The sequence below is a fragment of the Mycobacterium persicum genome, assembly GCF_002086915.1.
Classification (GTDB): domain Bacteria; phylum Actinomycetota; class Actinomycetes; order Mycobacteriales; family Mycobacteriaceae; genus Mycobacterium; species Mycobacterium persicum.
Genome location: NZ_MWQA01000001.1, coordinates 2,170,288 through 2,185,252, shown reverse-complemented (window position 1 = coordinate 2,185,252; position 14,965 = coordinate 2,170,288). Strand labels below are relative to the sequence as shown.

Below are 14,965 nucleotides of genomic sequence, written 5' to 3'. Positions count from 1 at the left end.
GCCAGAACCAGCCGCGCCATCTGTCGACACAGTTGCTGTCGTAGTCATCTGGACCTACTCACACCGCTGGATTGCAGACCGCAGAAAGGGGTCGGGAAAATGATGACAACACGACGTCGGATCGCGCTTGCAGCAGCCACCGTGGGGGCCACCGTTTTGCTGATGGTCCTAGCGCTCCCGCTGATTCCACAGTTGGATGCCCATATCGATAGCGCTGTGCTGTCGGAGATGGGCATGGTGCCCGAAGTGCCTGTCCCGCCGCGGATCCACTATGGCTCCATCGCCTATGCCCCGACCGGCGAGTGGGGCAAATCGCGGAATTACTTGACACTGGCAAAAGCGGAGCAAGTCGCCTTGGACCAGTGCGGCCTCGACACCTGCAAGGTCCTGATCAGCTTCAAACGGTGCGGCGCGGTCGCCTATGACGGCTCGACCTACCACGGCGGAAGCGGCCTCACGCTCAGCGAGGCTATGTCGGATGCGATCAACAGGCTCGGCGCCGGGCGGATCGTCAATTGGCTGTGTAACGGGTTGTGATTGCGCGCGGTCAGCCCCGTCGCGACTGACGACCGAAAATCGGTTGTCCAGCGGCCCTTCCGGGTGCGATTCTGCTCGCGGTTGACCCCGCGCTGGCGCTGGCCGAATGGATCGAAGAGCACGAGCCCGTGTGCGAGATCGGCCCGGGTGAGTGCACCCATCCCCCCAAGTGGACCCACACCGAGATCGGTGGGCGGCGCTACCGCCACCCACTCTGTGTGAGTGTGCACTTCCCCGCCGGGACGCTGCTGGATGAAACCGGATGCGTGATTCGGATCGAAACTCGCGAAACCGTCATGCACGCGGCCGAAGTGAGCGCATACGTGACGCCCGACAACCAGGCCCACGCGCGGGCGGTGCTGGACCGCCTCGCCGATTGCGCGAACGAGCTCAACCCCTACCGGGGACGGGCGGTGCTGGCCGCGACCGCGACACTCCAGGGAAGTCGTCGGGGAATTCAGGGTCAGCTACGTCGAGGCCAAGGCCGGTGCGCAGCTGCTGACCGTCCGTGGAGGAAGCTCAGCGTTTCGGCGGTCCGGTGCTGCTGGTGCTCCACCCTGGACAAGGCGGCCATCCGCACCGGGCGGTACCGGGCTCAGCCGCCGGCCGGGATGTATCTCTGAGGTCAAGCACCTCAAAGATGAGTGAGCCGGGGAGCAAATCCGTTGGCTCGCAAGGTAACTCCTGCTTCCCGCGTGAGCTCATGAGCGCTGCCCAGCAGCGCGTCGAGCACCAGCGACCGCTTGACGTGGCGGTGCAACTGGTGTTCGGCGGTGAAGCCGATGCCGCCGAGCACCTGCTGGCAATGTCTGGAGACGGTCAGTGCGGCCTGCCCGGCAGCGGCCTTGGCCAGCGAGCACGCGAGCTCGTCGGGTTCGTCAGTGGCGGCCTGCACCGCGGCTTCGGCGCCGTCGAGGGCGACGAGCGCCTCAGCCAGGCGGTGTCGGACCGCCTGGAAAGACGCGATCGGCCTGCCGAACTGGACCCGGTCCAGCGCATGCCGGCGTGCCAGCGCCAGCATCGCCCGGCCGGTGCCCACCAGCCACCAGGCCACCGCGCGCCGGCCCGCGGCCAGGGCCGCCGCGGGCACCGAATCAGCCTGGGCCACCCGGTATATCGGTAACTCGTCGTCCACCATCGACGTGGACCGCTCGGTTCGTTCCCAGAGCACCCAGGGACCGCCGGCGAACGGCAGCGGCACGGTGCCGCCGCCGGTGCGTCCGGCGGTGTGCAGCACGACGTCGTTGAGGACCGGTGCGTGCGTGCCGGTCTCCCCGAGCAGCCGAAACACCAACGGTATTGCAATATCGGGGATTTCGGCGAGCATGTCGAGCCAGCCGAGACCCGCCAACCCAGCGTCGAGCTTGCCGCCGGACGCGCCGGCCATCATCGTTCGCATCGAGTCGCCCAGTAGCCGTAGCGACTCCGAGTCGGTCGGCTCCACCGTCATTCCCCCCCGAGGTCGAGCAACCGGCGGGCGATGATGTTGCGCTGAATCTCGGCGGTACCGCCGTAGATGGTCGCCGCCCGCGAGTACAGGTACTCCGAGCGCCACGGTGAGTCGTCGAGCTCCAGCGTCCCGGGCAGCAGGTCACGGACCGTGTCATAGAGGCGCTGCTCGGCGGTTGCCAACAGCACCTTGTCAATCGAGGTCTCCGGCCCGAGGCGGGCGCCGCCGGCAAGTCGGTGCTGGGTGGCGCGGGATCGGCAGCGCAGCGTGTGCAACGCGAGATAGGCTGCGCCAAGCTCGGATTCGTCAGGGTCGTCAGCCTCGGCGATCAGTGCGTCGAATCGGGAATACAGATAGGCGATCCGCTGCCAAAAGCACGTCGAGCGCTCATAGGGCAACAGGTCCATCGCGAGCCGCCAGCCGTCGCCGGGACGGCCGAGCATCCGGCTGGCCGGGATCACCACGTCGTCGTAGTAGACCTCGCAGAATTCGTCGACGCCGTGCATGGTGCGCAGCGGGCGAATGGTGATGCCCGGCGTGTCCAAGTCGACCAGGAACGCGGTGAGTCCGTCATGCCCCGGCGCGGTCCGGGTGAGCAGGATGCACCGGGTGGCGAACTGCGCGAAGCTGGTCCAGACCTTCTGCCCGTGGACAATCCAGTCGTCCCCGTGGCGGGCGGCGCGGGTGGACAACGACGCCAGGTCGCTGCCCGACCCGGGTTCCGAAAAGCCCTGACACCAGTGCTCGCGACCGCTGAGCAGCCGCGGCACCAGCTGCGAAGCGAGTTCTGCTGGTGCGTAGTCGATCATCGTGGGCGCGAGCACCTCGACCATCGAGTAGGGGCCCGGTTCGGCGAGACGGCGGCCGACCACCTCCTCGCCGACGATCGCGCGCAGCAGCGCGGGCCCGCCCAATCCGCCGACGTCGACCGGCCAGCCGTAGCGCATCCAGCCGGCGTCGTACAACGCCCGGTGGACGCGGGCGAGTTGCCGCATCTGCGCTTGCAGCGAGTGGTCGGGCCCGGGTGTCAGATCATGGTTGTCGAGCCATGCGCGCAGGTCGGCCCGGAACTGCGTGACATTCACGGGGCGGGACGCCCGACGGCGTGCGGACGTCCGGAGTCGTGCACGCCGCTACGCCGAATGAACGTCATCGCCCGGGTTTTCAGCCGCCAGCCGTCGGACGTGCGCACGTAGCTGTCGCGGTAGTAGCCGATTCGCATGTCGTGGGTGGCGTGTTCGATGAAGCACAGCGGCTGGGTACCGGTCGCCGAATCACCATCGAGTTCCACCAGCGCGGTTCCGGTGAGGAACAGGCCCTTTGGCGCTGCAGCCACCAATTCCGGAAACCTGTTGAGGTGGTAGGTGTCGCCGAAGGCGCTGTAGGTCCCGTCGGGCGTGAAGACGCTCAGCAGTCCGTCGATGTCTTCCTGGGTGATGGTGACGGCGTAGCGTGCCAGCAACTGCTGGATCTCGACCAGATCGTCAGTTCTGCTGGGCATAAACCTTGCCGCCTTTCATGACAAAGCTGACGTTGCGGGTAACGGTGATGTCCTCCAACGGGTTTCCCGGCACCGCAATGATGTCGGCCAGCTGCCCAGCGGTGAGCCTGCCCCGATCGGAGACGTTGATCAGCTCGGCGGCGGTCACCGTGGCCGCCCGCAGCACGTCCGGCGGCGGGATACCCCACTCGACGAGGGTGACCAGCTCGTCGGCGTTGCGGCCGTGCGGTATCGCGGGTGCGTCGGTGCCGACGGCGATCTTCACGCCGGCCCGGTAAGCGGCCAGCATCGAGGTGCGCGCCCGTGGGAACATCTCGGCGGCCTTGGCCTGCAACTCGGGCGCGGCATGGGAGACGTCCATCGCGTTGCCGTCGGCCAGGCGCCGCGTCGATACCAGAAAAGTGCCGTGCGCCACCATCGTCGCGATCGCCTCGTCGTCGACGAGGAAGCCGTGCTCGATGCAGTCGATGCCGGCTGCGACGGCGTGCCTGACCGCGTCGGCGCCGTGTGTGTGCGCGGCGACCCGCAGCCCGCGGCGGTGCGCCTCGTCGACGATGGCGCGCAGCTCTTCGTCGGAATAGTGTTGCGCGCCTGGCGGTCCTGTCAATGACATCACTCCGCCGGAGCAACAGACCTTGATCAGCTGAGCGCCGTGCTTGATCTGGTAGCGCACCGCCTTGCGGATCTCGTCGATGCCGTTGGCAATGCCTTCCTCGACGGTCAGGTCCAGCACGTGCGGCGCGAAGGCCGCGAACATAGTGGGGTCGAGATGGCCCCCGGTCGGTGTAATGGCATGTCCGGCAGGCACAATCCGTGGTCCGTCGATCCAGCCCGCGTCGATGGCCCTGCCCAGCGCGACATCGAGCAGGTACCCGCCGGTCTTGACGAACAAGCCCAGGTTGCGCACCGTGGTGAAGCCGGCGCGCAGTGTCCGGCGGGCGTTGCCGACCGCGCGCAACACCCGCGTCGGCGGGTCATCCTGCACCTGCGACAAACCGGGCTTCTCACCGCGCCCGCCCATCAGCAGATTGACTTCCATGTCCATCAGCCCGGGCAGCAGGATCTGGTCTCCCAGGTCGATCACTTCACCTTCGGCGGCGCCGCCGATGCCGACGATCCGGTCGCCGTCGACCCGCACCACGCCAGGCCGGACGATCTCGCCCGCATCAATGTCGAGCAGCCCGGCGGCCTTGACCGTAATCACCTGTCAGATCACCGGCTCCTTGATCAGCTCCACCCAGGCCGCGCCGCTGTCGGGTACCCGCGGCTGCTTCCATGCCTCCACCGGAAACGACACCATGATCAGCGACTGCATCACGTGCATCAGCGTCCGTGCGTCCTCGGGCAGATCGTCGAGCGGATAGGTGTCACAGTAGGCGATCGCGTCGCTCAGGCGGGGGAATGTCGCGTCGTAAAAGTCTTGCATCTTCGACATGGAAGAGGCCAACCGCTTGGCGTAGCGCTCGGGCTCGGTGGCCAGGTCCCACTCCAGATATGGCTCGAGGTCGGCGAATTCAGCGGGCAGCTTGCTTGGCGTGGCCATTGTTGCGGTACTCCTTAACGTAATCCCCGGTCATCTTGTGCAGGTGGCGCAGCAGGATTTCCTGGTCGCACAACGGGAATTCGGTGACCATCTTGGTGCCGATCATGGTCTGGGTGGCTTCCAGGGTGTTGGCGTCCTGCAGCGCGTATTCCTTGAAGGTGACGGCGGCCAGCTCCTGGGCCAGCCGCTCCCGCGCGTTTCGCGGTGGCACGAAGTACAGGCTGGTCTCGAAGATGTGTTTGTCCACCGCGGTCGGCCAGTAGTGGTAGCTGAGATACCAGCCGGGCGCCCAGATCAGCAGCATGAAGTTCGGGAAGAACAGAAACGAGTCGATGCCCCACTGCTTTGCCTTGCACGGGTTGATGCCCGGCGGTAGCTCATCGAGCTGATTGATCACGTCGGGACGGTCCCAGGGGCCGAACAGTCCACTGCGCAGCACCCGGTCCATCGGCTTGACCATGCTCAGGTCGGCGGGGGGCGACTGACCGCCCCAGACCGAGATCATCGCGTGCGGCCCGGTCAGCTCATAGTGCAACGCCTCGAAGCCGTACTTCATCATCTTGGCGGCTTCTTCCTTGGTGTACTGGCCCTGGTGCAGTACCGGCGCGTGATAGAACTCCGCGAACGCGTCGATGAACAGCTTCCAGTTGCTGCCCACTTCGGCCTTGTAGGAATACACCTCGGTCATCTCGTGGAAGGGGTAGCCCTCGAGGCCCTTGGCCATCGAGCCCAGATATTCGGCGAGCGGCGCCGCGTTTGGGTCGAGGTTGACGAAGACGAAGCCCTCCCACACCTCGCAGCGCACCGGCTTGAGGCCGTACTGGCTCTTGTCGACGTCGAAGAACTCGTTCTCCTGTTGGATGAAGGTCAGCTCGCCGTCGAGGCTGTAACGCCAGGCATGGTATTTGCAGGTGAACTGCCGACAGGTGCCCGCGGTCTCTTCGTGCGGAAAGTCGTTCCATACGAGCTTGTTTCCGCGGTGGCGGCAGATGTTGTGGAAGGCCCGGATTACGCCGTCCCTGCCTTTGACGACGATCACCGAGATACCGGCGCCGGCCGACGGCAGCTCCTTGGTGAAGTAACTGCCGGTGCGGGGCAGACGTTCGACGCGGCCGACGTTGAGCCAGGTGCGCCGGAAGATTGCCCGCTGTTCGTCGGCGAAGTACTGCGGGTCGATCGAATCGGTGTAATCGACCGGTGCGGTGCCCAATTCGGGATAGTTTTCCGTCCAGCTACCCACGGCTGGTTTGGGGAAGTGGGGCAAGGTACTACCTCTCTTGTTTCGAGTCTTGTTTCGAGTCTCGTTCCAGCTCGACACCAAAAGTGTTGAAAGCCATGGCCAGTAGCGCGTAGCAGCCGACGGTGAAGACGTAGTCCATTCGTTGCCGGTCGTCGAGCCGTTCGCCGAGAGCGGCCCAGGTGTCGTCGGATAACTCCGACTGCTCGTCGAGTTCGTCGACCCCGGCGAGCACCGCGCGTTCGAAGGAGTCCGCGGCTTCACCCCGGCGGACCGCCGCTACCTCGACTTCGGTGATTCCGGCCTTTCGGGCGAGCGCCACGTGGTGGGCCCACTCGTAGGCGCAACCGCGACGATGCGCAATCCGCAAGATGGCCAGTTCGCGGACGCGCGGCGGCAATGTGGAGGCGAACAACAGGTGGATGTTGAACCGCAGGAAGGCCTTGGCCAGGTCAGGGTGACGGGCGAACGTCGACAGCGCGTTGCCGGCGTCACCCGGGTTGCGGCGTTCGGGAGGCAGCATGCCCGAGAACGACTCCCGGACAGCCTCGTCCCATTGGTCGGCCGGCAGCGGCGGCAGACGCATCCGACGGCCTCCTCTCGGAACGTTGCGCCAGTCCTCTCTTGTCCGGAGAATCATATTCTCATTTCTAACTAACAGACTTGCATGATTCGTGTCCCCGGTCAATGCCGGGGCGCTGAGTTCCGCGCGCCGGCCCTGAATGTTGATTCTCACTGCGCGAGAAGATAGTTTCCAACTAGAGAGCCTGGAGGCAGTGGCGGCTCGCCGATGCCGGCTCGGTGGCCGCGCGGGGAAATACTCGATGCACCCAAGGGAGAGGGGTACGGCCATGAACAAAGAGGACATGATCCTGATCAGCGTCGACGACCACACCGTTGAGCCGCCGAACATGTTCAAGAACCACCTCGCGTCGAAGTACCTCGACGACGCGCCGCGGCTGGTGCACAACCCCGACGGCTCGGACATGTGGAAGTTTCGCGACACCGTCATCCCCAACGTGGCGCTCAACGCGGTGGCCGGCCGTCCCAAGGAGGAGTACGGGATCGAGCCCACCGGTCTGGATGAGATCCGGCCGGGTTGCTACAACGTCGACGAACGCATCAAGGACATGAACGCCGGAGGCGTCCTGGCTTCGATCTGCTTCCCGTCGTTTCCGGGTTTTGCCGCGCGCCTATTCGCCACCGACGATCCCGATTTCTCGATCGCGCTGGTGCAGGCCTACAACGACTGGCACATCGACGAGTGGTGCGGCGCGTATCCGGCGCGTTTCATCCCGATGGCGATCCCGGTGATCTGGGACGCCGAGGCGTGTGCGGCGGAGGTGCGGCGGGTGTCCAAGAAGGGGGTGCATGCGCTGACCTTCACCGAGAATCCGGCGGCGATGGGTTACCCCAGCTTCCACAACGAGTATTGGAATCCGCTGTGGAAAGCGTTGTGTGACACCAACACGGTGATGAACATCCATATCGGATCCTCGGGCAGGCTGGCCATCACCGCGCCCGACGCGCCGATGGACGTGATGATCACGCTGCAGCCGATGAACATCGTGCAGGCAGCCGCGGACCTGCTGTGGTCGCGACCGATCAAGGAGTTCCCGGATCTGAAGATCGCGCTCTCGGAGGGCGGCACCGGGTGGATCCCGTATTTCCTGGAGCGCGCCGACCGTACCTTCGAGATGCATTCCACCTGGACGCACCAGAACTTCGGCGGCAAGCTGCCCAGCGAGGTGTTCCGCGAGCACTTCTTGACCTGCTTCATCAGCGACAAGGTTGGTGTGGCGCTGCGCAACATGATCGGCATCGACAACATTGCCTGGGAGGCCGACTACCCGCACAGCGACTCGATGTGGCCGGGCGCGCCCGAGGAGCTGTGGGATGTTCTGTCGCTTAACAATGTTCCCGATGACGAGATCAACAAGATCACCCACCAGAACGCGATGCGGTGGTACTCGTTCGACCCGTTCACGCATGTCCCACGGGAGCAGGCGACGGTCGGGGCGCTGCGCAAGGCGGCCGAGGGACACGACGTGTCCATTCGCGCGCTCAGCCACCACAAGGACACCCGGGCGGGTTCGTCGTTCGCGGACTTTGCCGCCAGCGCGAAAGAACTCACCGGAAACAAGGACTGAGCCACCGCCGGTGGCCGGCGAGCAGACACAGAATCGCATGATTGCCGCACGAATCATGCGATTCTGTGTCTGCTCGCGCTGAACGAAGGTGGGTGGGATGGACTTCGAGCTGACCGGTGACCAGGAGTTGATCCGCCGGTCGGTCGCGGAGTTGGCGCGCAAGTTCGACGACCACTACTGGATGGAAAAGGACCAGGCGCACGAGTTTCCGACCGAGTTTTATCAGGCCATAGCTCAGGGCGGTTGGCTGGGCATGACGATTCCGGCCGAGTACGGTGGGCATGGCCTCGGAATCACCGAAGCCACGCTATTGCTTGAGGAAGTCGCCAGATCCGGCGGGGGCATGAACGCCGCCAGCTCGATCCATTTGTCGATCTTCGGTATGCAACCCGTGGTGGTGCACGGCTCGGAGGAACTCAAGGCGACCACGTTGCCGAGGGTCGCGACCGGTGAGGTGCACGTCTGCTTCGGGGTGACCGAACCGGGTGCCGGGCTGGACACCGCACGCATCACCACGTTCGCCAAACGGGACGGCGACCGCTACGTCGTCAACGGCCGCAAGGTGTGGATCTCCAAAGCGATGGAATCGGACAAGATCCTGTTGCTGACCCGCACGGAGTCGCTCGACGACGTCCAAAGACGAGGCGCCAAGAAGACTGACGGGATGACGCTGTTTCTCACCGATCTCGACCGCAGTCGGGTCGACATCCGGCCCATCCACAAGATGGGCCGCAACGCCGTCAGCTCCAACGAATTGTTCATCGACAATCTCGAAGTACCGGTCGAACACCGAGTTGGCGAGGAAGGCAAGGGGTTTCAGTACATCTTGGACGGCCTGAACCCGGAGCGGATGCTGATTGCCGCCGAAGCGCTGGGTATCGGAAGGGTGGCCCTGGACAAGGCGGTCAAGTACGCCACCGACCGCGAGGTGTTCGGCCGGCCGATCGGCATGAACCAGGGCATCCAGTTTCCGCTGGCGGATTCGCTGGCCCGCCTGGACGCCGCCGAGCTGATGTTACGCAAGGCAACGTGGCTCTACGACAACGGCAAACCGTGTGGGCGCGAAGCGAATACCGCCAAGTACCTGTGCGCCGACGCCGGTTTCGCCGCCGCCGACCGAGCATTGCAAACCCATGGCGGCATGGGATATGCGGAGGAGTATCACGTCGCGCGCTACTTCCGTGAGGCCCGCCTGATGAAGATCGCACCGATCAGCCAGGAGATGATTCTGAATTTCCTTGGCGAGCATGCCTTGAAGCTGCCCAGGAGCTATTGAGCCGAAGTCGGCCGGCCGTTAGAAGGGTGGGGGTTCGTCGTGGTCGGGTGGGGCGGGTCCGGTGTCTGCGGTGGTTTGGGCGTGCTGGCTTTGGCGGGTGGTGCGGTTGTGGTGGCGCTCGGTGGTGATGCGCTGGGCGCGGTGTTGGGCGCGGGTGCGGGTGCGTTTGGGCATCCTGGCGGTTTTGTCGGTGCCGTAGTCATGCGGTGAGTCGGTTTCGGGGGTGGGCATGCCGCCGACGGCGTGGCACAGGCTGGGAAACAGCAGGGCGCTGCCGGGGGTGGTGACGTGGGTGGTGCCTGCCGGGGAGGTCAGGATCAGGGTGCCGTCGGCGAGTTGTTGTTCGCCCCAGCCCCAAAACGTTTTCACCAAATGGTGTGTGCGGCAATAACATTTGAGGTTCGAGGCGTGGGTGGGACCGCCTGCGGCGTAGGGGATCGTGTGGTCGATATCGCAGCGGGCCGCGGGGACATCGCAGCCGGGCCAGCGACACGTCAAATCCCGGCACCGCACGAAATCGGCCAACGCGGTCGAGGGCGTATAGCCCGGCTCGGGTGGGGCATCACCGGGGTGGGCCAGCGGGACCAGGGTGGCGGTGGCGGCCAATTCGGTGATCAGTTCGGCGGTGAGCAGCCCGTCGGCACTCACGGTCGAGCCCGCGGTGGTGGCGCGGCCCTCCAGGCTGGCCGCCTCGGCGATTACGTGAATCACCACCGGGGACGCAGGCGGGCGCTGGCTGGCCGCGCAGTCGCGGCGCCCGCAGCCACAGCGCAGCCTTTCGGCTCCGGCGGCCAGTGCGCCCAATGCGTCGGCGCGCCGCTGGGCGCGGCTGCGTGGGTCGTGGGCACACACCGTGGCCGCCAGCGCGTCGAGGCGCTGATCCAATGCCAGGGCATCCGGTGTTAGCAGGCTGCCGCGGATCAGCGCGATACCGCCGAGCACCTCGTCGATAGCGATCTCGCGATCGGTTTGATGTTCTTTGCGCCGGCGCAGCGCATCCACGTCGGCGCGCGCCACCACCCGATCCACCTGGGCGCCCAGCCGGCCCCGGCTCATCGACGGCCAGCGCACCACCTTGACGGCCAACTCGGCGTCCACCGCGGCCAACACCTGCAGATCCTCGATCAAATCGGTGCGATACACGATCGTCTGAAACGCCCGATAATCGATCTCGCCGGCCGCAAACAACGCACCTACCTTCGGCAGCCGCTCGCGCATCGCGCGGGCATAGCGCAGCCGGCTGGCCGCCAAACCCTGGCTGATCCGCAACGCCGCGGCCACCTCGGCGGCCACCGCCTCCATCGTGTCGACCGCCCGGAACATCTGTCCAGTGTGTCCGATCAGAAACGCCGGTCAAGGCGCTACCGACCCCATCGCCTGCAACAGACCCGAGATAACACCAGAGGACCGGACTTGAAGCCGACCTTCACTCCGGTTCACTACATCGAGGACACGGTCCCGAAGACCCCGGGGAACATACATTCGATCATGCCACACCCCACCGACAGACGGCGGCCAACCTAGGTGTTGCTCTGGTCGATTCCCAGCACCCAGCGGCTGAACCGCCATACCCCATGTTGCTTGACCGCGGTGAAGTCGTAGCAGGCAGTCAGGTCCGCAATGGGCGGGCCGCCGTCACGGATCGCGAATACCTGGACATAACAGTGGCCGCTCGCCTCGGTGGCGCTGTGGCTGGTGAACCACACCGAGTCGATCGCGTGGCGCCGACGGTTGTTCTCGGCGTTGAACGCCGCTTTCCGCGCCGCCGCAAGGTATGCCACCGTGTCCATGTCTGCCGACACGGTATGGCCGTTTTGCGTCAGGAACAGCTCCGGTGACTCGGTGAACAAGCCTCGATGCGCATCGAGGTGGTCTTGGTCGTAGAGGTAGGCGTAAGCGCCCAGCAAGTTGATGATCGCCAAGCGGTCGGCGGCGTCGAACCTGGCCTCCCCGACATCGATAGCTTCGACCGGCGTCGCATACATAATGTGTGTCTCCTTAATTACATTGGTTATCAACATGTTTCACCGTACAGAGGATCCGATGGAGATGCCGCCATCGACGTCGAGCACGACGCCGGTGACGTAGCCGGCCGCCGGCGAGGCAAGAAACGCCGCCGCCTCGGCGATATCATCCGGTCGGCCGGTACGTTGCACGGGAATCTTGCCGACCAGTTTGCCGCGGGCTGCGTCATTCATTGAGGCCAGCATCGGTGTTTCGATCAGGCCGGGCGCGATCGCGTTGGCGGTGATGCCATGCCGGGCGCCTTCGAGGGCGATGGCGCGGGTCAGTCCGACGATTCCGGCTTTTGCTGCCACGTAATTGGTCTGACCGAAGTTTCCGCGCCACGACATTGAAGCGAGGCTGACGACCCGGCCATAACCCTGATCCTTCATCGGAGCGAATGCGGCACGCGCACAGTAGAACGCGCCGCTGAGGTTGACCGCCAGGACGGAATGCCAGTCGTGGTCCGCGATGTTTTCCAGGCGGTTGTCCCGGATGATGCCGGCGTTGTTGATCAGCACATCGAGACGGCCAAATTCCTTGGTGGTCTTAGCAATCCAGTCGTCGACCGTGCCGGAGCAGCTGACGTCGACGACATCGCAACGCACCGGCCCGTTGAACCGCACGGCGATCGAGTTGCCGGCACCGGCGAGGGCATCTGCGCGGACGTCGGCCAGTGCGACGGCGGCGCCCTCGGCTGCGAACCGCTGGGCCATGGCCAGTCCCAGCCCTTGGGCCGCACCGGTGATCGCGACAACACGGCCGACATATCGATTCATCGAACTTCTCGCTGGCCGACCCGGCTCCGCAGAAACGCCCGAACTGCTGCCGGCGGATGGCCGGTATCCCAGTTCTCCGCAAAGGCGTCCAGCTCTTGCCGCAGCGCGCGGACCATGTCGGCTGAGTCGAGCCGATGCAGCAGTGCCTTGAGGTTGCGCTGGGCGGGACCGGCGCGTTCGGCCAATCGGGCGCAAACCGTTTCGGCGGCCTCGTCGAGTCGATCGGGAGGAACCACGCGCAGAATCCAGCCGGTGTCGGCAAGTTCGCTGGCCGGCAATAGTTCACCGGTGAGCAACAGCCACCGGCACCGGCCGTGCCCGACCGCGCGCGCCAGCCGGACGCTGGAGCCTGCGGCCGGGAGCAGTTGATTGTTGAGGTGACCGTCGCCGATCATGGTGCCCGCCGCGGCGATGACGACGTCACATGCCAGGGCCAATTCCAGGCCTCCGGCGACGACATGTCCGTGCAGGACGGCTACCCACGGCACCGGGCTGGCCTCGATCCGGCTGAAGCAGTCCGACACCGTCTTCAAGAAGTGCACCGGATTGTGGCCACGCTGGTGCAACTGGAGAAAATGACGGAGGTCGCCGCCCGCGCAGAAGCTCGGCCCGTTGCCGGCGACGGCCACCACCGCGGTCTGTGGGTCGGTCTCGGCCAGGGTGATCTGCTCGGTCAGCGCCTCGATGAGCTCACCGTTGAGCGCGTTGCGTCGCGCCGGTCTGTTGAGCCGCAGCCATCGGACCGCGCCGCGCTGCTCGACCTGCAGGCAGCCGTCAGTCCCGTTGCCGCTCATCTGGTTTGCGGTCCTGATGCCGCTTGGCGCTGCAGCCGTAACGCCGACCGCTGGACTTTTCCGCTGCTGGTCTTGGGCAGTTCGGCGACGAAGTGCACCTGCCGCGGGTAGGCGTGGGCGGCGTAGTTGTCCTTGACGAAACGCTGCAACTCGGCCGGCAGTTCCGCGGACCGCGAGTGGTTGCCGCGCAGCACGACATAGGCCTCGATCACCTCCCCGCGAACCTCGTCGGGTGCGGCCACCACGCAACATTCGGCGACGGCCGGATGCCGCGACAGCACCGATTCGACGTCTGCGGGTCCGATGCGATAGCCCGCCATGATGATCACGTCGTCGTCGCGCGCGAAGAAGAAGAAGTCCCCGTCGTCGTCGATGCGGGCGATATCTCCGGTGAGGTAGTAGCGGTGATCCGGGGTGAACCGGCCGGCATGATCCGGATCCTGGTCCTGGTAGGCGCTGAACGTCAGCAACGGGCTCGCCGCGATGTCGATGGCGACCCGTCCCAGAACGCCCGGCGGCGCCGGCCGGTCGTCGTCGCCCAGCACGGTCACCGACCACCCGGGCAGCGGACGGCCCATCGACCCCGGTTTGACCGGTCTGGCCAATTCGGGGTGATGGTGGTTGCCCAGCACCATGCCCAGCTCGGTTTGGCCGAAGTGGTCGTGCACCAGCAAGCCCAGTGCCCGGCTCGCCCAGTCGTTGACTTCGGCGGTGAGCGGTTCTCCGGCGCTGCTGGCGCGGACCAGTTCGAGGTCGCTGGGCGGCGCCGTCGACGCCCGCAGACTGCGGAAAACCGTTGGGGCGGCGGCGAAGTTGGTGACACGGTGGTCGGCGAGGGTGCGCCAGGTCGACTCGGCGCTGAAGCCGCCGCTGAGCAGGATGCTCGACACCCCGGCGGCCATGGGCGCGGCGATGGCGGTGTAGAGCCCGTAGGCCCAACCCGGGTCGGCCGCACACCAGAAGCGGTCGTCGGCCGTCACGCCGACGCTGTATTCCAGGTAGGCCTGGAAACCGGCCAGGTACGCCACGGGGTGCACGACGCCCTTGGGCTTTCCGGTGGTGCCGGACGTGAACATGTGGACCAGCGCTGCGTCGCCACCGACCGCGACGCGCTCGACCGGCTCGGGCGCTGCCGCGGCGACGGCGTCGGCCAGCAACCGGTCGCCGTCATGGGTGGCCGGCGCGGTGCCGGTGACGAGGATTGCCCGGTCACCGCGGTGAGCCAGCTTGTGCCGGTGTTCGGGGTCGGCCACCACCAACACCGTTGCCGATCGCTCCAGACGCTCGGACACTGCGCCGGCGCCGAACGCCGTGAACAGCGGTACATGTACCGCGCCGAGCCGCCAGGTGGCCAGGATGGTGACGACGAGATCGACGCCCTTGCCCATCAATGTCGCCACCCGATCGCCGCGACGAACCCCCGCGGCGCGGAAAGCTTGCGCGTAACGCTGGGACGCGGCGGCGAGGTCGCCGAATGTCACGGACACCGAACCGCCGCTACCGACCACGGTGAACGCGGTGCGTTGCGCCGGATGGCGATCGCAGAGCAGCCAGGCGACGTCGGCGTGCGCATCGAAAAACTGATCTCGTAGTTCCTCGACTCGGCGCAGGCAGTTCATCCATTCACCGATTGGGTACATATTGACGTACAATAGTACCCATTAAATTACCAAGACTGGAAAATTGGTTACAGC

The 14,965-nt window shown here is 65.7% G+C and carries 16 protein-coding genes; 4 read left to right on the top strand and 12 right to left on the bottom strand.

Going from position 1 to position 14,965, the window contains the following annotated elements; all coding sequences use genetic code 11:
* Positions 1 to 102: 102 nt before the first annotated feature.
* Both B4U45_RS09775 and B4U45_RS09770 read left to right on the top strand, forming a co-directional pair.
* Positions 103 to 537, top strand: coding sequence for a DUF4189 domain-containing protein (locus tag B4U45_RS09775; protein WP_371687263.1), 435 nt, complete (start codon positions 103 to 105; stop codon positions 535 to 537).
* Between the two features lie 128 nt (positions 538 to 665).
* Positions 666 to 1,160: a hypothetical protein gene (locus tag B4U45_RS09770; RefSeq protein WP_075546479.1), complete on the top strand. Its 495-nt coding sequence runs from the start codon at positions 666 to 668 to the stop codon at positions 1,158 to 1,160.
* Between the two features lie 11 nt (positions 1,161 to 1,171).
* On the opposite strand, the gene B4U45_RS09765 is transcribed toward B4U45_RS09770, so the two are convergent.
* Genes B4U45_RS09765 through B4U45_RS09735 form a run of 7 tightly spaced genes read right to left on the bottom strand, consistent with a single transcriptional unit; the run spans position 1,172 to position 6,854 of the window.
* Positions 1,172 to 1,987, bottom strand: a complete 816-nt coding sequence (locus tag B4U45_RS09765) for an acyl-CoA dehydrogenase family protein (protein ID WP_075546480.1) — start codon at positions 1,985 to 1,987, stop codon at positions 1,172 to 1,174.
* A complete protein-coding gene (locus tag B4U45_RS09760; RefSeq protein WP_083154070.1) occupies positions 1,984 to 3,072 on the bottom strand; it encodes an acyl-CoA dehydrogenase family protein in 1,089 nt (362 codons plus the stop codon). Before B4U45_RS09760 ends, B4U45_RS09765 begins: the two co-directional genes overlap by 4 nt.
* Positions 3,069 to 3,488, bottom strand: a complete 420-nt coding sequence (locus tag B4U45_RS09755) for a nuclear transport factor 2 family protein (protein WP_075546482.1) — start codon at positions 3,486 to 3,488, stop codon at positions 3,069 to 3,071. The genes B4U45_RS09760 and B4U45_RS09755 overlap by 4 nt, the downstream gene beginning before the upstream one ends.
* The gene (locus tag B4U45_RS09750) at positions 3,472 to 4,692 is read right to left on the bottom strand and encodes a metal-dependent hydrolase family protein (protein WP_075546483.1); all 1,221 of its coding nucleotides are present in this window, start codon (positions 4,690 to 4,692) and stop codon (positions 3,472 to 3,474) included. Before B4U45_RS09750 ends, B4U45_RS09755 begins: the two co-directional genes overlap by 17 nt.
* A 3-nt stretch (positions 4,693 to 4,695) precedes the next feature.
* Entirely contained in the window at positions 4,696 to 5,031 is a 336-nt protein-coding gene (locus B4U45_RS09745) for a hypothetical protein (protein ID WP_075546484.1), read from the bottom strand.
* Positions 5,003 to 6,295 (bottom strand): aromatic ring-hydroxylating oxygenase subunit alpha, encoded by a 1,293-nt coding sequence (locus B4U45_RS09740; protein ID WP_075546485.1) that lies wholly within the window; start codon positions 6,293 to 6,295, stop codon positions 5,003 to 5,005. The genes B4U45_RS09745 and B4U45_RS09740 overlap by 29 nt, the downstream gene beginning before the upstream one ends.
* 4 nt (positions 6,296 to 6,299) lie before the next feature.
* Positions 6,300 to 6,854, bottom strand: coding sequence for a carboxymuconolactone decarboxylase family protein (locus tag B4U45_RS09735; RefSeq protein ID WP_075546486.1), 555 nt, complete (start codon positions 6,852 to 6,854; stop codon positions 6,300 to 6,302).
* A gap of 265 nt (positions 6,855 to 7,119) precedes the next feature.
* Here B4U45_RS09735 and B4U45_RS09730 point away from each other — a divergent pair, with 265 nt between their 5' ends.
* Both B4U45_RS09730 and B4U45_RS09725 read left to right on the top strand, forming a co-directional pair.
* Complete coding sequence (locus B4U45_RS09730; RefSeq protein ID WP_075546487.1) at positions 7,120 to 8,418, top strand: amidohydrolase family protein; 1,299 nt, start codon at positions 7,120 to 7,122, stop codon at positions 8,416 to 8,418.
* Positions 8,419 to 8,515: 97 nt separating this feature from the next.
* On the top strand, positions 8,516 to 9,694 hold the full coding sequence (locus B4U45_RS09725) for an acyl-CoA dehydrogenase family protein (protein ID WP_075546488.1): 1,179 nt from the start codon (positions 8,516 to 8,518) through the stop codon (positions 9,692 to 9,694).
* A gap of 18 nt (positions 9,695 to 9,712) precedes the next feature.
* On the opposite strand, the gene B4U45_RS09720 is transcribed toward B4U45_RS09725, so the two are convergent.
* The 5 genes from B4U45_RS09720 to B4U45_RS09700 all read right to left on the bottom strand — a co-directional run bounded on the left by B4U45_RS09720 (position 9,713) and on the right by B4U45_RS09700 (position 14,911).
* The gene (locus tag B4U45_RS09720; RefSeq protein WP_176357558.1) at positions 9,713 to 11,017 is read right to left on the bottom strand and encodes an HNH endonuclease signature motif containing protein; all 1,305 of its coding nucleotides are present in this window, start codon (positions 11,015 to 11,017) and stop codon (positions 9,713 to 9,715) included.
* Positions 11,018 to 11,214: 197 nt separating this feature from the next.
* Positions 11,215 to 11,679 (bottom strand): nuclear transport factor 2 family protein, encoded by a 465-nt coding sequence (locus B4U45_RS09715; RefSeq protein WP_075548201.1) that lies wholly within the window; start codon positions 11,677 to 11,679, stop codon positions 11,215 to 11,217.
* A 39-nt stretch (positions 11,680 to 11,718) separates the two neighbouring features.
* Positions 11,719 to 12,477 (bottom strand): SDR family oxidoreductase, encoded by a 759-nt coding sequence (locus tag B4U45_RS09710; RefSeq protein WP_075548200.1) that lies wholly within the window; start codon positions 12,475 to 12,477, stop codon positions 11,719 to 11,721.
* Complete coding sequence (locus B4U45_RS09705) at positions 12,474 to 13,271, bottom strand: enoyl-CoA hydratase/isomerase family protein (RefSeq protein ID WP_075548199.1); 798 nt, start codon at positions 13,269 to 13,271, stop codon at positions 12,474 to 12,476. The genes B4U45_RS09710 and B4U45_RS09705 overlap by 4 nt, the downstream gene beginning before the upstream one ends.
* A complete protein-coding gene (locus B4U45_RS09700; protein ID WP_241780291.1) occupies positions 13,268 to 14,911 on the bottom strand; it encodes an AMP-binding protein in 1,644 nt (547 codons plus the stop codon). Before B4U45_RS09700 ends, B4U45_RS09705 begins: the two co-directional genes overlap by 4 nt.
* Positions 14,912 to 14,965 lie beyond the last annotated feature (54 nt).